This window comes from Bacteroides sp. Marseille-P8574, assembly GCF_902825465.1.
Lineage (GTDB): Bacteria > Bacteroidota > Bacteroidia > Bacteroidales > Bacteroidaceae > Bacteroides > Bacteroides uniformis.
Window position 1 is genome coordinate 2,600,809 of sequence record NZ_CADEBE010000001.1, and the last position, 24,049, is coordinate 2,624,857.

The window sequence follows — 24,049 nt, forward strand, 5'->3', positions numbered from 1 at the left end:
CCTCAATTAGTCTTGTATTCGTACTTCACCTCCTTCAAGTCCTCATTTGCCTTAACTATTTTCTTTTTCAGCCCTTCTTTATAGGCGGCGAATGTTTCAGCCAATGAGGAATCGCTCAGTGCCAGCATCTGTACGGCAAGGATGGCAGCGTTCATGGCACCATTAATGGCAACGGTGGCTACCGGTATGCCCGGAGGCATCTGGATGATAGAGTAGAGGGCGTCTACACCATCGAGTACGGAACCTTTCACTGGAACCCCGATTACCGGCAGTGTGGTATTGGCAGCAATGACGCCGGGCAGGGCGGCAGCCATACCGGCAGCGGCAATAATCACTTTAATGCCGCGTTGGCGGGCATTCTTGGCAAATTCCTCCACTGCTTCCGGTGTGCGGTGAGCAGAGAGAGCGTTCATTTCGAACGGTACATGCAGGTCATTGAGCAATTGCGCGGCCTTCTCCATAACGGGGAGGTCGGAAGTACTGCCCATGATGATGCTAACGATTGGAGACATGAATCTTTAAATTATTAAAGGGTTAATTTTATAAGGGTTAGGGATTAACGATTAGGGGTTAGGGACTGCGCTATCATTCCGTCCGGTGCTAATCGCTAACCCCTAATCCTTTCATTTCATTCGTTTATCAGCGCTTTGTAGGCTTCGGCATCCAGCAGGCTGTCGAAGTCGGCATCAGCGGCGGGTTTGATTTTGATGAGCCAGCCTTCGCCGTACGGGTCCTGGTTTACCAGTTCCGGTTGGTCAGCAAGCGCTTCGTTCTGTTCCAGAATTTCTCCGCTTACGGGCAGGAAGAGGTCTGAAATGGTTTTTACTACTTCAATGGTGCCGAACACTTCGTTGGCGGCCAACGTTTCACCTTCGGTTGGGATGTCGACAAACACAATGTCGCCCAGTTGCTCTTGTGCGTAATCGGTAATACCTACATAGGCTACATCACCTTCCAGGCGAATCCATTCGTGTTCTTTGGTGTACTTTACATTAGTCGGGAAATTCATGATCATTAGTTTTTAAGGGTTGATACTATGTAAATTAAAAGTTGAAAATTAAAAATTAAACAAGGCTCTTAAAAAAGGAAGATTCGGAACAATATGTTGCTCAGCGGGTGGAGTACCAGCAACGAGCAAAGAAGCCCTACGGCAAAGCCTCCCATAACTTCGCCCAGGGTGTGGTGTCGTAGGATGATGCGGGCGGTGCCCAGCACGCCAGCCACCAGTATAAAGAGGCATAGCCACCATACGGGATTGTAGCTGAACAAGGCACTGAAAGCTACCAGTCCGCCAATTACGGCTCCGGCGCCTGCCATGTGTTCGCTCAGTTTCCATTTTAAGTTGACAATGACGCAGATTATCATCATTACCAGAGCGGAGAGTATGATGCCGGTCATATACCACGGGATATTGAGCCGGTGCATCATGAGCAGGCAGAATACATAGGAAGTGATGGTCAGAATAAAGGGAATGTATCTCTTTTTTCGTTCCACCAGTTCTTCCGGACTGAAACCGTTGATTTTGCGGAAGATGAAGATAGTCAGTGTAGGCATCAGGATGGTGAAGCAATACACCACGCCCAATACTATCAACTTGTACTGCAACGGCATGATGCGCAGGTACGAGAATATAAACAGAACCAGAAAAGCCAGGAAAGGGATGGAGAACGGTGTGAATACCGCCGAAATCACTTTCGCTGTTCTGATTAAAGTTTTATCTGCTATAATATGCTCTTCCACAACCTAATTTTATTTACGATTTGACTATTTACAATTTACTATTTGAATGCACTAATCTTTAAACCTTAATCCCTAATCGCTCATCCTTTTCTCTCATCTTCTCAGTCTTGCCACGGGGATATTCATCTGTTGGCGATACTTTGCCACCGTGCGGCGGGCTATGGGATAGCCTTTCTCCTTCAGCAGCTCGGTCAGTTCGTCATCGGTCAGAGGCTTTTTCTTGTCCTCGTTGTCAATGCACTCTTTGAGTATCTTGCGTATTTCGCGTACAGACATCTCTTCGCCGTCTTCGGTTGTGTAGCCGTCGTTGAAGAAGAATTTCAGCGGGTAGATGCCGTAGTTGGTCTGTACATACTTGCTGTTGCTCACACGGGAGATGGTCGAGATGTCCAACCCGGTGCGTTCGGCAACATCTTTCAGAATCATGGGGCGGAGCAATGACTCGTCTCCTTCGAGGAAGAAAGGACGTTGCAGGTCTATGATGGCCTGCATGGTAGTCATCAGCGTATTCTGGCGTTGCTTCACGGCGTCGATGAAACCTTGTGCGGCATCCATTTTTTGTTTGAGGAACATCATGGCTTCGCGGGATTCCTTAGACTGGTTGGCCCGGTTCTTGGTGTGTTCTTCCACCATCTCGGTGAAGTCGCGGCTCATGCGCAGTTCCGGCACGTTGCGGTTGTTCAGTGTCAGGTTGATGGTGCCGTCGTCATAAGTGTCTACCAGGAAGTCGGGCACAATCTGCTGCATGTTCTTGCCGATGGCTTCGCCGAGCGAGGCACCGGGGCGGGGATTCAGCTTGCAGATTTCCTTAACGGCTTGTTGCAGGGTATCTTCGCTGATACCTAATTTCTGCATAATCTTGTCCCAATGCTTGCGGGTGAACTCTTCGTAGCACTGGGTAAGAATATCTTCTTCTATATAGTATTGTGGAGGCGAGGGCATGGGCCGTTGCGCTTCCTTACGTCGAATCTGGATGAGCAGGCACTCTTGTAGGGTGCGGGCGCCCAGACCGGCGGGGTCGAAGTCTTGTATAATCTTCAATACTTCTTCCAGCTCTTCGGGAGAAGCGTCGATACCGGCGTAGATGGCGAGTTCGTCGCTGATACTGTCCAGCGATTTGCGCAGCAGGCCATCGTCGTCCAGCGAGCCGATGAGATATTCGGCCAGTTCGCGCTGGTGCGGAGTCAAGTCCTGCTCGCCGAGCTGCTGGCGCAAGGTTTCATAGAAGGAGGTGGCGTCGGAGAAAGGAATTTCTTCTGCCTGCTCCCCTTTGCTGCGGTTGTTCTCCTGCAGCTTGTAGTCGGGGATATCGTCTTCGTTCAGATAATCGCTTAAAGAATCATAGCTGGTGTCTCCACCATCTTCTGAGCCGGTTTCCGCATCGGGTGTGTCGGGGTATTCGTCGCTGGGAGTATCCTCCTTACCCTCTTCCAGTGCCGGATTTTCCAGAAGTTCGGCACGTACGCGGTCCTCTAGTTCCACGGCGGGAAGTTCCAGCAGCTTTACCACCAGAATTTGTTGCGGCGACAGCGTTTGTATCTGCTGTTGCGCTTGGGTCTGTACTTGTCGGGAGCCTTGTGCCATATTTTTATAAATTATTCTATGCACTCATTGTGCATCTTCTTTCAGATATTTACCGCAAAAATAGTGAATAGTTCGATAACACGAAACCTCTCTGATGATATTTAACAAGAAAAGAGAAAACAAGCTTTTGCCAATAGCTTGGCAAACTTTTGCCATGCCTATGGCAAGACTTTGCCAAAGGCTTGAAAAACGTTGGCAAAATAGTCTTCTGATTATGAACCATATAGATTAATCTCCTTTTTGTATTATCTTCTTTCAAAGATTATCTTTATCTTTGTCCTATAACTACTAAAACAAGGAATGTTATGTTTGCTAAAGAAACGTATGTGCAGCGCAGGGCCCAGCTGAAAAAAACGATAGGCTCCGGAGTGTTACTGTTTTTGGGTAACGATGAACAAGGTTTGAACTATGAGGACAATACTTTCCGTTACCGCCAGGATTCCACTTTTCTCTACTATTTTGGCTTGTCGTTTGCCGGGCTGTCAGCTCTCATCGACATAGATGAAGATAAAGAAATCATTTTTGGCGATGAGCTGACCATCGACCATATTGTCTGGATGGGTACCCAGCCCACCCTTCACGAAAAGGCTTCTGCTGTGGGAATTTCCGAAACCCGTCCTTTTGCCGACATTGTCGGTTATCTGCACAAGGCTGTACAGAAGGGACAGACCATCCATTATTTGCCCCCTTATCGTGCCGAGCATAAATTGAAACTGATGGATTGGCTGGGTGTTCCTCTTGCACGTCAGGAAGGATCTGTGCCGTTTATCCGCGCGGTGGTGGCACAGCGCAACTACAAGTCGACAGAAGAAATAGCAGAAATAGAAAAGGCTTGTGACGTGACTGCTGACATGCACATCACCGCAATGAAGGTGCTTCGTCCGGGCATGTACGAATACGAGGTTGTGGCCGAAATGAACCGTATCGCCGAGATGAACAACTGCGAGCTGTCTTTTGCCACGATTGCTACTGTCAACGGCCAGACCCTGCATAACCACTATCACGGCAACCGGGTGCAACCGGGAGACCTCTTCTTGATTGATGCCGGCGCCGAGCTGCCTTCGGGTTACTGTGGTGACATGTCGTCTACCGTGCCGGCAGACAAGACTTTTACTCCACGCCAGCGTGCCGTTTACGAAATCCAGAACGCCATGCATCTGGAGTCTGTTAAAGCGCTTCGTCCGGGCATTCCTTATATGAAGGTGTACGAGCTTTCTGCCCAAGTAATGGTGGAAGGGCTGAAAGAGCTGGGCTTGATGAGGGGCAATGCTGAAGATGCCGTACGCGAAGGGGCGCATGCTTTGTTCTATCCCCACGGACTGGGACACATGATGGGCCTGGACGTGCACGATATGGAGAACCTGGGTGAGCTTTGGGTAGGCTATGACGGCCAGCCCAAGAGTACGCAGTTCGGTCGCAAGAGCCAGCGCCTTGCTATTCCTCTGGAACCGGGCTTTGTGCATACGGTTGAGCCGGGCATTTATTTCATTCCCGAGTTGATTGATTTGTGGAGAGGAGAGAAGAAGTTTATGGACTTCATTGACTATGATAAGGTGGAAGAATACCGTAATTTCGGTGGCATCCGCAATGAGGAGGATTATCTGATTACCGAAACGGGAGCGCGCCGTTTGGGTAAGAAAATTCCGCTGACGCCGGAAGAGGTGGAGGCATTACGTTGACAACCACATTTTTAATATATACAGAAAGCCGTTTGTCCCGGTAATGCCGGTGACAAGCGGCTTTCAAATACAATATGTATGGTTTATGCGTGTAGTTCCAGAACGAACCGTGCTCCCTTGTTGTAGCTGCTGTCCAGTGTCAGGCTACCGTTCATCTTGGTGGCAATCAGTGAGCAGATGGGTAGTCCCAGACCGTCGCCTTGCGTCAAGTCCTTTACTTCGGTGAAAGGCTTGAAGATGTTTTCGCGTTGCTCCTCGGGGATACCGCAACCGGTGTCGCTGATGATGAACTGGTGGGTGTGCGCACCGCGTTTCTTGAAGTCCAGCCATATTTTCCCTCCAGCAGGGGTGTGCTCGGAAGCGTTCTTCAACAGGTGCAGCAAGATGCGTTCCAGTTGCTCAGGGTTGATTTTCACATTCAGTTTTGGAGCGTTCACGGTCAAGGTGACATCCTCTTGTGTCATCCCTTTGATTTTGTCCATGATGTCTTCACAGAAAGTGGAGATATTCTTTTCCTGCATTTCGTAGGGTTCGGACAAGGTAGTTTCCAACTCGGACAGTTCCTGGATATGGTTGGAGAATGCATACAGGGCTTTTACGCCCGGCAGTGAGGCGTCGAGCGTGTCCAGTGTCGGTTCCATCTGGGTGGAAATGTTCTGGATAAATTTGGTTTTCAGCTCATTGTGCTCATTGGTAGTGCTGATGGCTTTCTTCTGTTTACGGGTGAGGATGATGAAACGCAGCAATACGATGGCGCCGAATACCAGTGCGGCGGCAAGGATGGCGGCGAGTATGCAAAGCCCGATGATGATGTACTGCTTGGCGCTCAGGGAATCGTCCTTCTCCTGGATAGTAGCCAGGCTTTCATCGTATTTCTTCTTTAGGGCGTTCAGTTCCTCTTGGGAGGTAAGCGCTTTTACAGAGTCGGCCCAAATGATATACTTGTCGTATGTGCGTGCCACCAGTCCGGCATTGTTTGCCTTGCGGGCAATGCTGATGAGAGTCTTGTAGTATTCGTCTACTTTGGCGTAGTTCTTTTGTTCCTTATATTGCCCTATCAGGCGGTTGCTAGCCACATCACCTTGTGTGGTCATACCGAAGGTGTAGTAATAATTGGCTTGTGTATAAAGCAGGTCGTTACTCAGAGAGTCGTTGTGAGAAGCTTTGGCGGTCTCTTCCAGTTTGGCCAGCTGTTCCTTGGCGCGTGTGGGATTCTTCAAGTTGATATACATTTGTAGGCGCTCCTTGTTGATGCGGAAGCGCAGGTTGGGCATGGCCTTTCCTGTTTTCTGTTCGCCGGTTGCCACTACTTGCTCGGCACCGCGCAACAGTTCAAAAGCTTCTTTATAGTAATTTTCCCGGTGGTAGAGGGCGCTGGCATTGACGCCGCATTCCACTGCCTGGGCATATTTGTCTTGCGTGGCAAAGGCATTGTAGGCTTGCAAGAAAAGATAGCGAGCTTTGATATATTCCTTTTTCGTAAGATTTTCTTGCGCTTGTTTCATCAATTCGTCCGCGCGGTTTTGCGCATGGAGTTGAATAAAGATGCAGAAAGTCGCTAAGAGAAGTGTCGAAATAATTTTTTTCATATGTACGTTTGTTTTATTTACTCACAAAGTTAGAATAAAAAACTTAGTATTTGAAGCTGCTGCCTCCTAAAAATTCTCTTAGCAAGGATGTCGGCGGAATTTCTTTGTCCTGCACGGGAGTGAAATATTTGATAAATTTCAGCAACCGGTAGGCTTCTGCGTATTCCGGACAGTTCCGTGGAACGCTGGTAAGGATGGGCTCTGCGTGGCAGCGGAGCACGGCGAATTCGAATAAGAGGGCGGAGTTGAACATAACGTCGGCATTTTCCTGGTAGGGGAATATCCATTTGTCCTCGCCGGCACGTACACTGGGCCAGCGTGAAATGGTCTCTTGTGCCGAGTAGCCGCGGTAGTTGAAGTCGCGGATGATGCGGCGCAGCAGGCGGTTGTCCGTGGTGGGAATCCAGTTGTGGTCGTCCAGCGAGATGGTGGTCAGGGCGGATACATAAATCTTGTATTTGCTGGCGGCGGGAATCTGTGGTGTCAGTTCAGGGTTCAGGGCATGAATTCCTTCCAGGATGAGGATGGTATGCTCGTCGATGCGTAGTTTGTCGCCCTTGTACTCTTTCTTCCCGAGGTTGAAGTTGAAACGGGGCAGCTCCACTTCTTCGCCACGGAGCAATGCCTGCAGCTGGGTGTTGAAGAGTTCGAGGTCGAGGGCATAGAGTGATTCGTAGTCGTAGTTTCCGTTTTCGTCGCGTGGGGTGTCTTCACGGTCTACGAAGTAGTTGTCCAGCGAGATGGGATAGGGACGCAGGCCGTTGGTCATCAACTGCACGCTGAGCCGCTTGCTGAAAGTCGTCTTTCCGGAGGACGATGGACCGGAGATGAGTACGAGCTTCACCCGGTTTCCGTTTTCGCCGCGGTGGTAGATGTCGTCAGCTATTTGGGCTATCTTTTTCTCCTGCAGGGCTTCGGCTACGTTGATGAGGTCGGTGGCATGGCCTGTCTCGCAAGCCAGGTTGAAGTCGCCCACGTTACTCAGCCCCATGATGTAGTTCCAGCGCAGGTGTTCCTTGAATACGTCGAGCATCTTCTCCTGTTTCACCACTTCTTCCAGTACATTCGGGTTCTCCTTGTTGGGGATACGCAGCAGCAGGCCGTCGTAATACTTCACGATGTCGAACAGCCAGATGAACCCGGTACTGGGCAGCAGGTTGCCGTAGTAGTAGTCTACGGTATCGCCCAATGTGTAATAATAGGTATATAGCGAGCCGGAGGTTTCCAGCAGCTTAACCTTGTCGTTCATGCCCCGTTCGCTAAAGATACGCACAGCCTCGGTGGTGTGGCATTCTACACGATGGTAGGGGATGTTTTCGGCGATGATTTCCTGCATCCGTTTCTTGATGGCGGTCACATCTTCCAGCTCTATGGAACGGCCGATGCGCAAGTTACAGAAGTAACCTTTGGATACCGGATGCTCTACGAACAGTTTTCCTTCCGGAAACAGCTCGCTGACAGCTTTGTAAAGAATGAAGCAGAGGGAACGGACATAGGTGCGCATGCCTGAGGAGTCACGTATGTCGAGAAACTCTACATCCTTATTGTTGTATACACGGAAATTCAGTCCTTCGGAACGGTTGTTGACTTTTGCACTGACTACCTGATAGGGGAAATTTAGATTAAAACCGTAATAAATATCCAAAAGTGAGCTCCCTATAGGGAATTCTTTAGAAATATTATTATTTTTGCAACAAATTTGTAACATGTGTTTCATGATGTCTCGTTTTTAGTGGGTTGACACGTTAAATATAGGACATTATAACACGTGAAGGAATGAAACACCTTAAATAATTAAAGATGGAATATTCTTTTTATGATTTTTTAAAGCTACTCGGCTCATTGGCACTGTTTCTTTACGGAATGAAGATTATGAGTGAGGGGCTTCAAAAATTTGCCGGTGACAGACTGCGGAAAATATTGACCGCAATGACAACCAACAGAGTGACCGGTGTGTTGACGGGCGTGCTGATTACAGCACTTGTACAATCTTCCTCTGCAACCACGGTGATGGTTGTAAGTTTTGTCAATGCGGGGTTGTTAACGCTTTCACAGTCCATAGGTGTCATAATGGGTGCTAATATCGGTACGACTGTTACGGCATGGATTATTTCAGCTTTAGGTTTCAAGGTGGACATTGCCGCCTTTGCTCTTCCTCTTCTTGCTTTCGGCATTCCTCTCCTCTTCTCTCAAAAAAGTAACCGCAAGTCTGTCGGTGAATTTATTTTCGGTTTCTCATTCTTGTTCATGGGGCTTTCCTATTTGAAAAACAATGCTCCTGACTTGAGCCAGAATCCTGATATGCTGTCATTTGTGCAGGACTATACCGACATGGGCTTTATCTCCATACTCCTTTTTGTGGGTATCGGTACGGTGTTGACCATGATTGTGCAGGCATCTGCGGCAACTATGGCCATTACGCTTATTATGTGCGCCAACGGCTGGATTAGTTTCGAATTGGGGGCAGCACTGGTTTTGGGAGAGAATATCGGTACAACCATCACGGCAAACCTTGCGGCGCTGACCGGTAATACGCAGGCGAGGAGGGCTGCTTTGGCTCATTTGGTATTCAATGTGTTTGGTGTGATATGGGTGTTGTGTCTTTTCACCCCCTTTACCGAGGCTGTGTCATGGTTCGTAGAGAACGTGATGGGTACTAAAGATCCGGCTGTGGCCGTATCCTTCAAGCTTTCGGCATTCCATACTTGCTTCAATATCTGCAACGTGCTGATATTGATATGGTTCGTGAAGTTTATCGAACGTACGGTCTGTGCCATTATTCCAATGAAGGAGCAGGACGAGGAATATCGCTTGCGTTTTATCTCGGGCGGTATGCTTTCTACGGCAGAGCTGTCCATCCTGCAGGCAAGCAAGGAAATACATCTCTTTGCCGAACGTACCCGCCGTATGTTCGGAATGGTGCAGGACTTGCTGCATACGGAGAAGGATGATGATTTCAACAAAGTGTTCAGCCGTGTGGAGAAGTACGAGAATATCAGTGACAGCATGGAGCTGGAGATTGCCAATTATCTGAATCAAGTGTCCGAAGGGCGCCTGAGTTCGGAAAGTAAGTTGCAGATACGTGCCATGCTGCGTGAAGTGACGGAGATAGAGAGCATCGGCGACAGCTGCTATAATCTGGCACGTACCATCAACCGCAAGCGCCAGACCAACCAGGATTTCACTGAGAAGCAGTACGAGCATATCCATTTCATGATGAAGCTGACGGATGATGCCTTGGAGCAGATGATTGTCGTGGTGGAACATCCGGAGCATGCGGGCGCGGATGTGAACAAGTCCTTTAATTTAGAGAACGAAATCAATAATTACCGCAATCAGCTGAAGAATCAGAATATCTTGGATGTGAATAACAAGGAATATGATTACCAGATGGGTGTTTACTATATGGACATCATTGCAGAATGTGAAAAGCTGGGCGACTATGTGGTGAATGTAGTGGAAGCCAGCAGCGATATAAAAGAAAAGAAAGCGTCTTAGGACGCTTTCTCAAATTCTTCTTTGCCTACTCCGCACAAGGGGCAAACCCAATCTTCGGGAAGGTCTTCGAAAGATGTTCCCGGTTCTATTCCATTTTCAGGGTCGCCTAATTCAGGGTCATAGACATAATCGCATACAGTGCAAATGTACTTTTCCATAAATTTCTTTTTTAGGTTTATTCTTCTATAATAACGTTTAAAAGCCCTTTTTGTTTTATTGTTGAACAAAATAGTCTATTTTTGTTTCTTATTAAAACAACATTTATGAAAATGGCCGACAAGCTGTTCTGGGCGATTATGCGGGATGCCATAGAGAATGCCGGCTGTTCCAAATCGGTGTTTCTGGCGAATATGAGCCATGAAGTCTGTACTCCGTTGAACGTAATTGTCGGATTCTCGGAATTGCTGGCCTCTGCATCGACGGGCGAGGAGGAGATACTGTTACTGGAAATTGTGCAAAGTTATTTCTACGTAAAAGACACGGGAACCGGTATTCCTTAGGAGAAGTTGCCACATGTTTTTGAACGTTTCGTCAAGCTGAAGCAGGGAAAGGAAGGTACCGGACTGGGGCTCTCCATTTGCCAGACCATTGTCCGCAAATTGAGGGAGGCGAAATAGGCGTGGAATCGGAAGAAGGGGCAGGTTCGACTTTCTGGTTCACATTGCCGTGGGAGCCTGCAACCGGACCGAAACTGGTAAGGGAAAAAGAGAATCGATGACAGTCAATTAATCACTAATCATTATATAGGTATTGTTTTCCCGGATTATTATTGTATTTTTGCGTTCCAAAATTAAACCTAAAGACTTGCATGACTGCAATAAAGGATGATTATTATCATGTCGGGCTGACCGACGAACAAGTGCGGAAGAGCCGCGAGGAACATGGAGTAAATTTATTGACGCCTCCTAAACGGCCTTCTTTATGGAAATTGTATCTGGAGAAGTTTGAGGACCCCGTAGTAAGGGTATTGCTGGTTGCCGCTCTGTTTTCTTTGATTATTTCCATTGTAGAGAATGAATATGCCGAGACTATCGGCATTATAGTAGCCATTCTGCTGGCTACCGGTATCGGTTTCTTCTTTGAATATGATGCCGGAAAGAAGTTTGACCTGCTGAATGCAGTGAACGAAGAAACTTTGGTGAAAGTAATTCGTAACGGACATGTGCAGGAGATTCCCCGTAAAGATGTAGTGGTGGGTGATATCGTGGTGCTGGAAACCGGTGAAGAGGTTCCGGCGGACGGTGAATTGCTGGAAGCCATTTCCCTGCAAGTGAACGAATCGAATCTGACCGGTGAGCCGGTAGTGACGAAAACTACCGTAGAAGCCGACTTTGACGAAGAGGCTACGTATGCTTCCAACCGCATTTTACGCGGTACAACGGTGGTGGATGGACATGGCGCCATGCGTGTGGAGGCTGTGGGCGATGCTACGGAAATCGGTAAAGTGGCACGTCAAAGTACCGAACAGAATACGGAACCTACTCCACTGAATATTCAGTTGACCAAATTGGCCAATCTGATTGGAAAGATTGGCTTTTCCGTAGCGGGTCTGGCTTTTCTCATTTTCTTTGTAAAGGATGTGGTACTGGTTTATGACTTTTCTTCATTTCATACCTTCCGTGATTGGCTGCCGGCCTTGCAGGCTACTTTGCAATACTTTATGATGGCGGTTACCCTGATTGTGGTGGCTGTGCCCGAAGGCTTGCCGATGAGCGTGACACTCAGTCTGGCGTTGAATATGCGCCGCATGCTCTCCACCAACAACCTGGTGCGCAAGATGCATGCATGCGAGACGATGGGAGCCATTACAGTGATTTGTACCGACAAGACCGGTACATTGACCCAAAATCTGATGCAGGTGCATGAACCCAATTTCTATGGTTTGAAGAATAACGGGCAGCTGGGGAATGATGACCTCAGCAAGCTGGTAATGGAAGGTATCAGTGCTAACTCCACTGCTTTCCTGGAAGAAGAGGTGACTGGCGAGAAGCCGAAAGGGGTGGGTAACCCCACGGAGGTGGCACTGCTGCTTTGGCTGAACAGCCAAGGATGCGACTATCTGGCGCTGCGTGAGAAAGCTACGGTTATCGACCAGCTGACTTTCTCTACGGAAAGAAAATTCATGGCTACTCTGGTGCAATCTCCCTTGATTGGGAAGAAGGTGCTGTATGTGAAGGGAGCTCCCGAGATTGTTTTGGGTAAATGCAAGGATGTCATGTTGGACGGCAAGCGTGTGGATGCGGTGGAATACCGTTCTACAGTGGAGGCTCAGTTGCTCAACTACCAGAATATGGCTATGCGTACACTTGGCTTTGCATTCAAGATTGTGGATGATGCGGAAGCGTCTGATTGTGTGTCATTGGTTGCTGAAAATGACTTGTCGTTCCTCGGTGTGGTTGCCATCAGTGACCCTATCCGTCCGGATGTGCCTGCGGCCGTTGCCAAATGCCAGTCGGCAGGTATCGGAGTGAAGATTGTGACGGGAGATACACCGGGTACGGCTACCGAGATAGCACGCCAGATTGGTCTGTGGAAACCGGAGGATACGGAAAAGAACCGCATTACGGGAGCTGCATTTGCCGAATTGACGGATGAGGAGGCATTGGACCGTGTGATGGACTTGAAGATAATGTCGCGTGCACGCCCCACAGACAAACAGCGTCTGGTGCAACTGTTGCAGCAGAAAGGTGCGGTAGTGGCTGTGACGGGTGACGGCACGAATGATGCTCCTGCGTTGAACCATGCGCAAGTGGGACTTTCGATGGGTACCGGGACTTCCGTTGCCAAGGAGGCCAGCGACATCACGTTGCTGGATGACTCCTTCAACAGTATAGGTACGGCCGTGATGTGGGGACGTTCTCTATATAAGAATATACAGCGTTTCATTGTTTTTCAACTGACTATCAATTTTGTGGCTTTGTTTATCGTTCTCCTGGGTTCACTGGTGGGTACGACGCTTCCTTTGACCGTCACGCAGATGTTGTGGGTGAACCTGATTATGGATACGTTTGCGGCCCTGGCCCTGGCGTCCATTCCACCCAGTGAGAGCGTGATGAAGGAAAAACCGCGTAAGAGTACGGATTTCATTATAACCAAGTCCATGAGGTATTACATTTTGGGAATGGGCTTTGCCTTTCTGGTATTACTTATGGGAATGCTCTTCTGGTTTAACAGTGAAGAGGGGGGGATGACTACCTATCGGTTGACTGTGTTCTTCACGTTCTTTGTTATGCTTCAGTTCTGGAACTTGTTCAATGCACGTGTGTTCGGCACTTCGGACTCGGCGTTCAAGGGCATTTCTAAATCTTATGGCATGGAGCTGATTATACTTGCCATTTTGGGCGGACAGATACTGATTGTACAGTTTGGTGGAGCTGTATTCCGCACAGTGCCGCTCGATTTTATGACTTGGATGACGATTGTCGTTTCTACCTCGTTTGTTTTGTGGATAGGTGAACTGGTTCGCCTTATCCGACGTTTAACACAGAAATAGTGATGAAAAGAAGAGGAATCAAGAACCTTATTATTGATTTTGGCGGAGTTCTGATTGATTTGGACCGCCAGCGCTGTTTAGAGAATTTCAGAAAGCTGGGATTGCCGGACGTGGAAGTCATGTTGGACCTCTATCACCAGCAGGATTTCTTCCAGAAATATGAAAAAGGGTTGATTACCAGTGCGGAGTTCCGGGAAGTGATTCGTGGAAAGATAGGGAAACCGGTGACTGATGCCCAGATAGATGACGCCTGGAACAGTTTCCTAGTGAGTATTCCTACTTTTAAATTGGATTTACTGTTGGAACTGCGCAAAAAATATGTGGTCTATCTGCTGAGCAACACCAATGAAATCCATTGGCAATGGTCGTGTCTGCACGCGTTTCGCTACAAGGCTTTCCGTGCGGAGGACTTTTTTGAGCATATCTATCTCTCTTATGAGATGAAGATGGCAAAACCGGATGCCGATATATTTCAGAAAGTACTGGATGAGACCGGTATTCTTCCCAACGAGACTCTTTTCATTGACGATTCTGAGGCCAATTGCCGGACAGCGGAGGCGTTGGGTATTTCTACCTATACGCCAAAGGCCCACGAGGATTGGAGACATGCAGTTGTTTTGTGAAACATCGGACATTGGTTCCCGTCCAAGTGTAGCCACTATCGGTTTCTTTGACGGAGTACATCGGGGACACCGCTACCTGATAGAGCAAGTGTGTGCGGTAGCTGCCGAGCGTGGGCTTGCTTCGTCGGTCGTGACTTTTCCGGTACATCCGCGTAAAGTGATGCAGGCCGATTATCATCCGAAGTTATTGACCACTTGTGATGAGAAAGTTTCCCTGCTTGCCAAGACTGGGGTGGATTATTGCATGATGCTTGATTTTACTCCTGAAATAGCCCGGCTTTCGGCACGGGAATTCATGTCCATACTGAAGGATCGCTATCAGATACAAGCTTTGGTAGTGGGGTACGACCATCGTTTCGGGCATAACCGCAGCGAGGGTTTTGAAGACTATGTGCACTATGGTCGCGAATTGGGTATGGAGGTGCTTCTTGCGCGCGCGTATTCTTATAGTAAGGAGACATCGGTAACGGAGGTTACTGTCAGCTCCTCGGCTATTCGCGGTCTGTTGCTGGAGGGAAACGTTTCGGAAGCTGCCGAGTATCTGGGATATGATTTCTTTTTGGACGGTACGGTTGTCGGTGGCTATCAGGTGGGGCGTAAGATAGGTTTCCCTACGGCTAATCTCCGTGTTTCCGATCCTGACAAGCTGATTCCCTGCGATGGTGTGTATGCCGTCCGTGTCTGTGTTGAAGGCAAGGAGTACGGCGGTATGCTAAGCATTGGCTACCGGCCTACGTTGGAGAACGGACCCGATCGCAGTATTGAGGTCCATATATTCCGGTTTGATGCTGATATTTATCAGCAGCCGATGCGTCTTTCCTTTGTGCGCCGCACCCGTCCTGAACTGAAATTCGACAGTATAGAAGAACTTATTGCCCAGCTTCACCGTGACGAGGTGGAGATTAAATCCATTCTTTCTTTATAAACATAAGGCGAGGTCATTTATCCCCTTGCAGTTCTATGTATTTTCCCGTTTGAAGTGTTTGTTTTCTGTATATTTATCGTAAAACGCGTTTTTTTTATTGTTTTTCGATAAATATTTTCTGTTTTTCTTTGTCATATCAAAAAAAGGCCTTTTATTTGCATATCGAAAAACGATAAATGATTATCGAAAAACAAAATAAAGAACTAATAAAACAATAACGGTATGAAAACTTTAGTAATGACAACAATTTTTGTAGTGACAGTAGTGATAAATGCTTTTGGTGGTAATATCCAGGAAAACTTTGCCTATAATGAAGTGATGAACGGAAATCAGGTGGAGTCCCAAATTGTATATAAAGTAGAGAACGGTAAGTTTCTGCAGAACCATTTGAAATACAATTTCACCTATGATGCCCAAGGGCGTACGATACAGAAGGAGGCGTTGAGATGGAACGAGATTGAGCAGGCGTTTGAACGCTTCTATTGCTTGAACTACAATTATACGGAAGCCGGTACGGATGTGGAATATGCCTTGTGGGACAACAAGACGAATGCCTACTCCGATGTGAAGGAAAAAGCTGTTTATCTGCAGGCGGGAGATGACATCAACTACTTGAGTTACAAATGGAGTAAGAAGGACAACGACTGGAATCTGTTGGTGGAACATGCCACTGCGGAGGAAGACGTATTGCTCCTGGCAGTAAAATAAATGAAGAACAATATAGAAATGAGGGAGGGGTTTAGGTTATGAGAAGAGCATTCATGAGTATTACACTATTGGTATTGTCACTTTCTACAGTGATGGTGCTGCTGATGGGACTTGTTGCCACAGCTTGACGGATTGACAGAGAAAATGTGTATCTTTGCGAACTTTTAGACGAATAGAACAATGAAAACGGCAATAAAACTAGTATTGATTTACTTTTTGATGCAGATTGTAGGAGCACTGTTTGCAGGACCTTTCTGTCTGCTGTATACGTATTTCGCTTATGGAACTTTCGACATGGACAAGGCTGGTCAGATTGCTGTGGCGCCTACCATGCTGCTGGGCTTTGTTTTCATGGGACTGTACTTGTGGCGCAAGAACTACCTGACGGGAGACAAGCATCTGTATTCTCCGGTGTCAGTCCCTTATCTGGCATGGAGCCTGCTTGCCGGAATGACTTCCATATGTATAATAGGTCTTCTGATGTCCGAACTTACTTTTTTGCCCAATTTGTTGGACCAGACATTTGATATACTGCAATCCGGTTGGCTGGGTATTCTCTGTATTTCTGTTTTGGGACCCGTACTGGAAGAACTGCTTTTCCGTGGTGCCATTACCAAGGAGCTGCTTCGCAGATATAGCCCGGCAAAGGCTATCTTGTTTTCCGGGTTGATATTTGGTATCTTTCATCTGAATCCGGTTCAGATAATAGGTGCTTGCCTCATCGGTTTCTTGCTTGCCTGGCTTTATTATAAGACACGGAGTCTTATGGCATGTATTCTGATACATATCATGAATAACGGCTTGTCTGTCTATCTGAGCCTGAAACATCCTGAAATGGAGGATGTGACACATCTGCTGAGTAACCCGTATGTACTGGTTTGGGCAGTGGTTTTCATATTGTTGCTTCTACTCTCCTTGAAACAACTGAATAAATATAATATATCTGATACTAATACAACAACAACTGAATTATGAAAAGAAGATTGAACATTCTCTGCCTGGTGGTAATGCTTGTACTGAGTTACTCGGTATTGGAGCAGGGGTACTATATCTTTCTGGGAGCCAAGATGGGGGCGCAGACCGGACTGGAGCTGGGAAAGAAAGGGAGTGACATTGCTGCCTACAAGGAACTGATGAACCTGAAGGTTGTCAACCTGATACCTTCTTCCATGGAGTCGTTTGATTTCTTCAGGGATTCCGTCTACAATGAGAAAAGCAGGAGTTATGTGCCTGCAGCCTACTCTTCGTTGATGGTCAGCGTAAATTCTCATGATTCTGTTGGGAAAGTGGTGGCAAAGTATTTGCTGATATATCTGCATTTGGGCTTTTCTCTTTGGGCGGTAGTATTGTTTATCCGCTTGATAATCTCTATCAACAAGTCCGACATCTTCAACTGGCGGAATGTACGTCGGCTGCGTCGATTGGGAATGGCACTGGTTGTCAGCTTCTGCTGTACCTTTGCGTCATCATATCTTGATTTTATAGGTATCGATACCGTATTCTCGCTGCATGGTTACGAGCTGAGCCTCTCAGAATTGGTGAGCACTACCACGCTGGTACTTGGGCTTTGTTCGCTGATTGTAGGTGAAGTGTTTGCCATTGGATTGAAAATGAAGGAAGAGCAGGATTTGACGATTTAATAATAAGAAGAACGGACAGAGATATGAATAAAATCAGAGTATGTGCCTTCCTGGCTTTGGTAGTGTTTATTGGTAGTGTTGTAACGGATATGTTTAGTGGATTTATGGACGGCTGGAATGAGGCGGGCGACCAGAAGGATTTTCATGCCTTACCCTCCGTGTCACTTTTGGTGCGGGCAGATGATACGCTGCCTGCCGATACTTTGATTAGTGCGGCACAGGATACGCCCATGTATTGCAATACAAGTGAGGTATCGGTGCAAGGTTTCCGTAGTACGAAGTGGCGGTGGGTATCGTTCTTGCTGTTTCCTGCGGGACTGTTTGCGCTTTACGGGTTCTATAGTGTGGCGCGGCTGGTGCTTACTGCCACGAAAGGCGAGGTGTTTGTGCGCAAGAATGTGCGTCGGATGCGCATTTTTGTCTATGCGCTGATTTCGGTGAGTCTTTTATTCGAGTTGCAGCAATGGGGCATCTATCATGACTTGGCTTCTCAAGTGCAGCTGGAGGGATACGAGGTGTTGCCTTATTCTTTCAAGTATGCTTGGTTCAATTATATGCTGTTGGCATTGTTCACCGAGATATTCGCCATCGGCGTGAAGATAAAGGAAGAGCAGGATTTAACGGTTTAATGTGGGGGGAGGATTATGAAAAAGATAAGTATATTGGGTATCCTGGCTATATTGGTCATTGTTGCAGAGTTTACCTATGCGATGATAGCGGGCTGGGTGGATATGAAGAATAGTTTTCTTGAGGGTTACAATAGTGTAAATGTGCATTCGGGAACTCCACAGCCGGAGTATTCCGGTTTATTTGATAAGGTATATGTGGATGTAAGACCTTTGGAAACGACAGCAGTCGATTCCTTGACGAATCGTTTTGCCGATAAGTCAGTACCTTATCAGGTAAAGAGAATAGGCACTGTGATTGTCCCCACTGTCTGGAGTTCCATAGTGAACTTCTTTGCCATGTTTGCCATCATTCCTTTCTTTGTAGGAATCTATTGCCTGATACGTTTGCTGGTATCCATCTCAAAGCGGGAAGTGTTTACTTCGGATAATGTAGCCCGGTTGCGTTTCTTTACTTATTCGTTTGCTGCATTGTACGGCTTGATGACTTTGCACGATTGGCTGAATCATCTTGAAGCAGTGAAGCAAGTGGCTCTGCTGGGCTATGAAGTGGTTGCATCGCATGATACGGATTTCACATCCCTGGTTATTATAATTCTTTTCACCGAGATATTTGCCGCCGGGGTGAAGATAAAGGAAGAACAGGACTTAACTATTTAGGTGTGAGTGGGAAAAGAATAATTGATAAATAGAACACAATTATATGATTATAGTAAACCTTGACATAATGATGGCCCGAAGAAAGATATCTTTGGGCGAACTGGCGGAGAAGATTGATATTACGCCTGCCAATCTCTCTATTCTCAAAACCGGAAAGGCTAAGGCCATCCGTTTCTCTACACTGGAAGCAATCTGTAAGGAACTTGATTGCCAGCCGGGGGATATACTGGAGTTTAAGGAGGGATAAATAGGGAGAAGAAGGCGCAAGTAGAGGTTGAAATGCTTACCGCCTTAAGAAACTCCGTTTACGTACTACAGTAAACACCTTTACATACTACGGTAAACGCCTTTACATACTATGGTAAACGTCGTTACTTCATAATGTAAAAGCCGTTACATTCTGGAGTAACGGCTTTTACATTATAGGGTAAACATCCGGTAAATATAATCTGCTGATTATTAGTTTATATATTGTCGGTCGTAACCTTTAGATGCCTTTCGCTTTGAAGGCCAGCGCATACATTCGCATCTGCTTTACCATAGACAGCAGTCCGTTGCTACGGGTGGGCGACAAGTGTTCCTTCAGTCCTATTTTATCAATGAAATAGAGGTCGGCATTCAGTATCTCATCCGGTGTGTGCCCGGAGAGTACTTTGATAAGCAGTGAAATGATTCCTTTCACAATCAGTGCGTCGCTTTCGGCCTGGAAAATAATTTTTCCGTCCACTTCGTCTGCCTGCAGCCATACGCGGCTCTGGCAACCTTCAATCAGGTTTTGTTCCGTCTTGTATTTTTCGTCGAGCGGTTCCTGCTCGTTTCCTAAATCAATAAGAAGTTGGTACCGGTCCATCCAATCGTCGAAATCATTGAATTCGGCAATTACTTCATCTTGTACTTCGTTGATACTTATCATGGGATTTACTATTTTACTATTTACGATTTACTATTTGATGGTCTATTTCTCATTGTAGATGACTTCCAGCAAGGTCTGTCCCACGGCGTTGAGAGTGCCCTTATCGATGATGTCCATGGTGTCGTCTATCGTGTGCCAGAAGTCACCGAAGCCGGTGTCGCAGTTCGGGTCATAGTTGATGATGTCCACGCAGGGAATCTGCCGCAGGTTGTATACATACATATGGTCGTCCGTCACTTCGGTGCCTTTTTCTTTGGGGAAGAAGTTGCCGAAGCCCAGGCGGTGGGCTGTGTTCCATATCTTGTTCACGTACTTACCGGCGGTTCTTTGAGAGAACTGTTCTTTGTAGAAGGTGGCATTCTTTCCGCCCACCATGTCAAGCAGGATGCCGTAGCGGGCATTATAACCGTCTACATGGGGTACTCGTCCCCAATATTGCGAGCCCAGGCACCAAGTGTCGTTCTTGTATGCACCTTGATAGAAGTAGGGGATGCCATAGTCTTCGGCGTCAAAGAAGATGATGTCGATACCGATGGCTGGAGCCTGCTGTTGCAGTTGGCGGGCCACTTCGAGCAATACGCCTACACCGCTGGCTCCATCGTTCACACCCAGGATGGGGCTGTGATGCTTCGTCTTGTCAGCATCCTGGTCGGCATAAGGGCGGCTGTCCCAATGGGCACAGAGCAGTACACGCCTTTTGCTTTCCGGATTATAGGCGCCGATAACATTGCGCGCCTTCAGGATGGTGTTGTCGTAAGCCACCAGGTCGGCATACTGGTTGTATACTTTGGCGCCGAATTCCTCCAGCTTCTTGGCAAGGAATTCTCCGCAGGCTTTGTGGGCGGCGGTGTTGGGCACGCGCGGACCAAAATCCGCTTGGGTCTGTATGTATTGGTATGCACTGTCTGCACTGAACTGAGGCACTTGGACAGTCGCTTGGGTCGCATCGCCCTCACTGTTATTATCGGCTGCAGACTTGCTGCTGTTGTTGCTGCATGCCACTATCGCTACAATCAGCAACAGCAGCAACGGGATGAATGTATAATTCCGTTTCATTCTCTTTCTGTATTAAAACTTAGTTTCACTTCTTTCTTTCCAACTTCCAATGTTACCGCAGCACCGTTTATCAACGGTACGTTCATGCTGACATGTCCGACGGGAAAATCGAAACATATCGGATAATCGTATTCCTTCACCAAATCGGCCAATGCACCATATAGGTCTTTTCCCAGGGACTTGTTCTCCTCGTATTCGGTGAATTGTCCGATGATGAGGCCGGAAAGCTTGTCGAGGACACCGCCCAGTTTGAGATTGTACATCATGCGTTCCACCGCATGCGGGCGTTCTCCCACATCTTCGATGAAGAGAATGGTGCCTTCGGCGGGAATGTCGTACGGAGTGCCGCGCAGCCCGTAGAACACTGACAAATTGCCGCCGCGCAACACGCCTTTTCCCTTTCCTTTATGATTTAGTTTGTGCCCCGGGCAGACATAACTGAATGCTTCCGTTCCTCCCAATGCCTGCCCGAACAGTACATCCTTCAGTGCTTGTGTGCAGAAGTCGTCTTCCGGTTCTACTGTGAGATGGCGCGCCATGGGGGCGTGCAACGACGCGAAGCCGTTCTGCTGGAACAGATTATGGAGGGCGGTGATGTCACTGAATCCGATGAGCCATTTGGGATGCTGCCTGAACTTGGTAAAATCCAGTTTGCCTATCAGATGCACGGCTCCGTAACCGCCCCGGCTACAGAATATGACTTTGGCTTCTTCATCGTCCATGGCTTCCTGCAGGTCTTCGAGGCGTTGCCGGATACTTCCTGCATACGTTCCGTTGGAATTCCCCGCATGCTTTGCGAATACGACTTCCAGCCCCCAGGACTTCAAACGTTTGTAGGCGCCTTTCAGGAAAGATTTGTCAATCTTGCTGGAAGGGGAGAGAATAATGACACGGTCACCTTCCTGCAGATACGGAGGGAAAATAAGACTACCCATACTATATTATCAATCTATTTTGGGCAAAAGTACATAATTCACCACAGATATCACAGATTAACACGGATTTTTAACAGAAGAGAGCGAGGAGAGGGGAATATGTTCTGTGCAAATTCGTGTCATCTGTAGTGAATATATCAAAATGATATTAAACATATAAAATTTCAACGGGATAAATGCTGCATTTCTCGACATTTTTTTAGATATTTGCTAAAAATCTAACGTTATGGAACCAATACGGAACTTTGCCCAGTTAACAGCCCACCTGAAAACCTTGAATAAGAGGAAACGTATTGCGGTAGTCTGTGCCAATGACCCTAATACAGAATATGCCATATCCCGTGCCTTGGAGGAGGGGATTGCGGAATTTCTGATGATTGGCGATTCTGCCATATTGGAAAAATATCCCACCTTGAAGAAATATCCTCAATATGTCAGTACCTTGCATATAGAAGATTCTGATGAGGCTGCACGTGAGGCGGTGCGTATCGTACGCGAGGGTGGAGCAGATATCCTGATGAAAGGCATCATCAATACCGACAATTTGCTACGTGCCATTCTGGACAAGGAGCATGGTTTGTTGCCTAAAGGAAAGATTCTGACCCATCTGGCCGTGATGCAGATACCTACTTACGATAAACTGCTCTTTTTCTCCGATGCTGCGGTCATTCCCCGCCCGACGCTTCAACAGCGCATTGAAATGATTTGGTATGCCATTCATACTTGCCGCCATTTCGGGATAGAGCAGCCACGTATCGCGCTGATTCATTGCACGGAGAAGGTCAGCGCCAAATTCCCCCATTCTTTGGACTATGTGAATATTGTGGAACTGGCGGAAGCCGGAGAGTTCGGCAATGTCATCATCGACGGTCCGCTGGATGTGAAGACCTCTTGTGAGAAGACGAGCGGTAACATCAAAGGCATTGTATCACCGATTGACGGGGAGGCGGATGTGTTGATATTCCCAAACATCGAATCGGGAAATGCTTTTTATAAGGCTGTATCTCTGTTTTCTCATGCCGATATGGCCGGGTTGCTGCAAGGACCCTCATGTCCGGTGGTATTACCGTCGCGTAGCGATTCTGGTTTGTCCAAATATTACAGCATTGCCATGGCTTGCCTGACCAGCGGGGTGAAAGAGTCTTAATTGTAATTAGTAATTTGTAGTTCGTAATTTGTAAATCGTAATCAATGAAAATACTGGCAGTAAATCCCGGTTCCACCTCGACAAAAATTGCTGTCTATGAGGATGAAACTCCCCGTCTGGTACTCAACATCCGGCATTCGGTGGAGGAACTTTCCCAATTTCCCCGCATCATCGACCAGTTCGAATTCCGCAAGAAGTTGGTACTGGAAGCTTTGGACAACAATGGAATCCCTTTTGAATTTGACGCTATCGTGGGGCGTGGAGGATTATTGAAACCCATTCCGGGTGGTGTTTATGTAGTGAATGACGCCATGTTGGATGATATTGCCCATGCGATGCGCAGCCATGCATGTAACTTGGGATGCCTGATTGCTTCCGAACTGGCAGCTCTGCTTCCCGGTTGCCAGGCTTTTATTGCAGATCCCGGTGTAGTGGATGAGTTGGATGAAATAGCCCGCATTACGGGTTCGCCTTTGATGCCACGTATCACCATTTGGCATGCCCTGAACCAGCGTGCCATCGCCCGGAGATATGCTGCCGAGCACAACACCCGATACGAAAACTTGAACCTGGTTATCTGCCATCTGGGTGGCGGCATTTCTGTGGGGACACACTGCAAGGGGCGTGCCGTCGACGTGAACAATGCACTGGACGGTGAAGGTCCTTTCTCGCCGGAACGTGCCGGGACCTTGCCTGCCGGGCAGCTGATAGACGTTTGCAGCTCCGGTCGTTTTACCAAAGAGGAACTGAAGAAGCGTATTTCCGGTCGTGCCGGTTTGACGGCACATTTGGGTACGACAGATGTTCCTGCCATCGTAAAGCGGATAGAGGAGGGGGACAAGCACGCGGAACTGGTGCTGAATGCAATGATTTATCAGATAGCCAAGTGTGTGGGCGCTGCTGCTGTTGTGCTTTATGGTAAGGTGGACGCCATTCTGCTTACGGGAGGTATGGCACATTCCGAGTACATCACTTCACGATTGCAGGAGCGCGTGTCTTTCCTTGCTCCTGTTCACGTCTATCCCGGAGAAGACGAATTGGAAGCATTGGTACTGAATGCGCTGGGAGCTTTGCGTGGAGAGCTTCCGGTGCAGGTTTATCGGTAATAAGCATATTTTTTGTGCTCTTTAGCGGAACACTTTGTCTCAACGTACAAAATAGTTTGTTTCCATACAGCAAGACACTTTGTTTCAAAAGAAAGAAACAAAGTGTCTTGCTGTATGGAAACAAACC

23 protein-coding genes and 1 pseudogene are annotated in these 24,049 nt (G+C 47.6%); 14 read left to right on the forward strand and 10 right to left on the reverse strand.

All coding sequences use genetic code 11. The features are described from left to right. Positions 1 to 2: 2 nt before the first annotated feature. The 4 genes from purE to rpoN form a co-directional block, all read right to left on the reverse strand. On the reverse strand, positions 3 to 512 hold the full coding sequence (gene purE / locus HUX74_RS11100) for a 5-(carboxyamino)imidazole ribonucleotide mutase (protein ID WP_008662630.1): 510 nt from the start codon (positions 510 to 512) through the stop codon (positions 3 to 5). A 116-nt stretch (positions 513 to 628) separates the two neighbouring features. Next, positions 629 to 1,009, reverse strand: a complete 381-nt coding sequence (gene gcvH, locus HUX74_RS11105) for a glycine cleavage system protein GcvH (protein ID WP_117600283.1) — start codon at positions 1,007 to 1,009, stop codon at positions 629 to 631. A 68-nt stretch (positions 1,010 to 1,077) separates the two neighbouring features. Next, the gene (locus tag HUX74_RS11110) at positions 1,078 to 1,740 is read right to left on the reverse strand and encodes a phosphatase PAP2 family protein (protein WP_131225577.1); all 663 of its coding nucleotides are present in this window, start codon (positions 1,738 to 1,740) and stop codon (positions 1,078 to 1,080) included. A gap of 93 nt (positions 1,741 to 1,833) precedes the next feature. Further along, a complete protein-coding gene (rpoN, locus tag HUX74_RS11115) occupies positions 1,834 to 3,324 on the reverse strand; it encodes an RNA polymerase factor sigma-54 (RefSeq protein ID WP_174646645.1) in 1,491 nt (496 codons plus the stop codon). A 305-nt stretch (positions 3,325 to 3,629) separates the two neighbouring features. On the opposite strand from rpoN, the gene HUX74_RS11120 reads away from it, so the two are divergent. Next, positions 3,630 to 5,003 (forward strand): aminopeptidase P family protein, encoded by a 1,374-nt coding sequence (locus HUX74_RS11120; protein WP_174646646.1) that lies wholly within the window; start codon positions 3,630 to 3,632, stop codon positions 5,001 to 5,003. An 83-nt stretch (positions 5,004 to 5,086) separates the two neighbouring features. Here HUX74_RS11120 and HUX74_RS11125 read toward each other — a convergent pair whose 3' ends face one another. Together HUX74_RS11125 and HUX74_RS11130 are read right to left on the reverse strand one after the other, a co-directional pair. Beyond that, positions 5,087 to 6,592, reverse strand: coding sequence for a HAMP domain-containing sensor histidine kinase (locus HUX74_RS11125; protein ID WP_174646647.1), 1,506 nt, complete (start codon positions 6,590 to 6,592; stop codon positions 5,087 to 5,089). A gap of 43 nt (positions 6,593 to 6,635) precedes the next feature. Beyond that, entirely contained in the window at positions 6,636 to 8,309 is a 1,674-nt protein-coding gene (locus tag HUX74_RS11130; protein ID WP_005834505.1) for a nucleoside kinase, read from the reverse strand. 83 nt (positions 8,310 to 8,392) lie between these two features. Between HUX74_RS11130 and HUX74_RS11135 the strand changes: the two genes are divergently transcribed. Next, complete coding sequence (locus HUX74_RS11135; RefSeq protein WP_005834507.1) at positions 8,393 to 10,090, forward strand: Na/Pi cotransporter family protein; 1,698 nt, start codon at positions 8,393 to 8,395, stop codon at positions 10,088 to 10,090. Here HUX74_RS11135 and rd read toward each other — a convergent pair. After that, the gene (gene rd, locus HUX74_RS11140; protein ID WP_005830549.1) at positions 10,087 to 10,248 is read right to left on the reverse strand and encodes a rubredoxin; all 162 of its coding nucleotides are present in this window, start codon (positions 10,246 to 10,248) and stop codon (positions 10,087 to 10,089) included. The two genes, HUX74_RS11135 and rd, sit on opposite strands and share 4 nt — an antisense overlap. A gap of 141 nt (positions 10,249 to 10,389) precedes the next feature. On the opposite strand from rd, the pseudogene HUX74_RS11145 reads away from it, so the two are divergent. The 10 genes and pseudogenes from HUX74_RS11145 to HUX74_RS11190 form a co-directional block, all read left to right on the forward strand. Further along, positions 10,390 to 10,808, forward strand: a pseudogene (locus tag HUX74_RS11145) (sensor histidine kinase); the annotation flags it as partial. Positions 10,809 to 10,898: 90 nt separating this feature from the next. Further along, entirely contained in the window at positions 10,899 to 13,583 is a 2,685-nt protein-coding gene (locus HUX74_RS11150) for a calcium-translocating P-type ATPase, PMCA-type (protein ID WP_174646648.1), read from the forward strand. A 2-nt stretch (positions 13,584 to 13,585) separates the two neighbouring features. Beyond that, positions 13,586 to 14,206: an HAD family phosphatase gene (locus tag HUX74_RS11155; protein WP_005830542.1), complete on the forward strand. Its 621-nt coding sequence runs from the start codon at positions 13,586 to 13,588 to the stop codon at positions 14,204 to 14,206. Then, entirely contained in the window at positions 14,190 to 15,131 is a 942-nt protein-coding gene (locus HUX74_RS11160; protein ID WP_174646649.1) for a bifunctional riboflavin kinase/FAD synthetase, read from the forward strand. The genes HUX74_RS11155 and HUX74_RS11160 overlap by 17 nt, the downstream gene beginning before the upstream one ends. Positions 15,132 to 15,353: 222 nt before the next feature. Beyond that, the gene (locus HUX74_RS11165) at positions 15,354 to 15,839 is read left to right on the forward strand and encodes a DUF3836 domain-containing protein (RefSeq protein WP_005834518.1); all 486 of its coding nucleotides are present in this window, start codon (positions 15,354 to 15,356) and stop codon (positions 15,837 to 15,839) included. Between the two features lie 180 nt (positions 15,840 to 16,019). Next, positions 16,020 to 16,814 carry a CPBP family intramembrane glutamic endopeptidase gene (locus tag HUX74_RS11170; RefSeq protein ID WP_009037681.1) on the forward strand — a complete coding sequence of 265 codons (795 nt, stop codon included), beginning with the start codon at positions 16,020 to 16,022 and terminating at the stop codon, positions 16,812 to 16,814. Continuing rightward, positions 16,811 to 17,479 carry a DUF2975 domain-containing protein gene (locus HUX74_RS11175; protein ID WP_009037683.1) on the forward strand — a complete coding sequence of 223 codons (669 nt, stop codon included), beginning with the start codon at positions 16,811 to 16,813 and terminating at the stop codon, positions 17,477 to 17,479. The genes HUX74_RS11170 and HUX74_RS11175 overlap by 4 nt, the downstream gene beginning before the upstream one ends. Positions 17,480 to 17,502: 23 nt before the next feature. Further along, complete coding sequence (locus HUX74_RS11180) at positions 17,503 to 18,108, forward strand: DUF2975 domain-containing protein (RefSeq protein ID WP_098031794.1); 606 nt, start codon at positions 17,503 to 17,505, stop codon at positions 18,106 to 18,108. Between the two features lie 15 nt (positions 18,109 to 18,123). After that, positions 18,124 to 18,765, forward strand: a complete 642-nt coding sequence (locus HUX74_RS11185; RefSeq protein WP_005830526.1) for a DUF2975 domain-containing protein — start codon at positions 18,124 to 18,126, stop codon at positions 18,763 to 18,765. 43 nt (positions 18,766 to 18,808) lie between these two features. Then, positions 18,809 to 19,012 carry a helix-turn-helix transcriptional regulator gene (locus tag HUX74_RS11190; protein WP_005830522.1) on the forward strand — a complete coding sequence of 68 codons (204 nt, stop codon included), beginning with the start codon at positions 18,809 to 18,811 and terminating at the stop codon, positions 19,010 to 19,012. 240 nt (positions 19,013 to 19,252) lie between these two features. Here HUX74_RS11190 and HUX74_RS11195 read toward each other — a convergent pair whose 3' ends face one another. The 3 genes from HUX74_RS11195 to HUX74_RS11205 are packed head-to-tail and all read right to left on the reverse strand — an operon-like array spanning position 19,253 to position 21,669. Then, a complete protein-coding gene (locus HUX74_RS11195) occupies positions 19,253 to 19,675 on the reverse strand; it encodes a SufE family protein (RefSeq protein WP_034523308.1) in 423 nt (140 codons plus the stop codon). Between the two features lie 45 nt (positions 19,676 to 19,720). Further along, positions 19,721 to 20,734 carry a M28 family peptidase gene (locus HUX74_RS11200; protein WP_130080317.1) on the reverse strand — a complete coding sequence of 338 codons (1,014 nt, stop codon included), beginning with the start codon at positions 20,732 to 20,734 and terminating at the stop codon, positions 19,721 to 19,723. Next, positions 20,731 to 21,669, reverse strand: a complete 939-nt coding sequence (locus HUX74_RS11205) for an LD-carboxypeptidase (protein ID WP_174646650.1) — start codon at positions 21,667 to 21,669, stop codon at positions 20,731 to 20,733. The genes HUX74_RS11200 and HUX74_RS11205 overlap by 4 nt, the downstream gene beginning before the upstream one ends. A 226-nt stretch (positions 21,670 to 21,895) precedes the next feature. On the opposite strand from HUX74_RS11205, the gene HUX74_RS11210 reads away from it, so the two are divergent. Then, positions 21,896 to 22,816 (forward strand): phosphate acyltransferase, encoded by a 921-nt coding sequence (locus HUX74_RS11210; RefSeq protein ID WP_117600190.1) that lies wholly within the window; start codon positions 21,896 to 21,898, stop codon positions 22,814 to 22,816. Between the two features lie 44 nt (positions 22,817 to 22,860). After that, on the forward strand, positions 22,861 to 23,922 hold the full coding sequence (gene buk / locus HUX74_RS11215; RefSeq protein WP_117600191.1) for a butyrate kinase: 1,062 nt from the start codon (positions 22,861 to 22,863) through the stop codon (positions 23,920 to 23,922). The last annotated feature ends 127 nt before the right edge of the window (positions 23,923 to 24,049 follow it).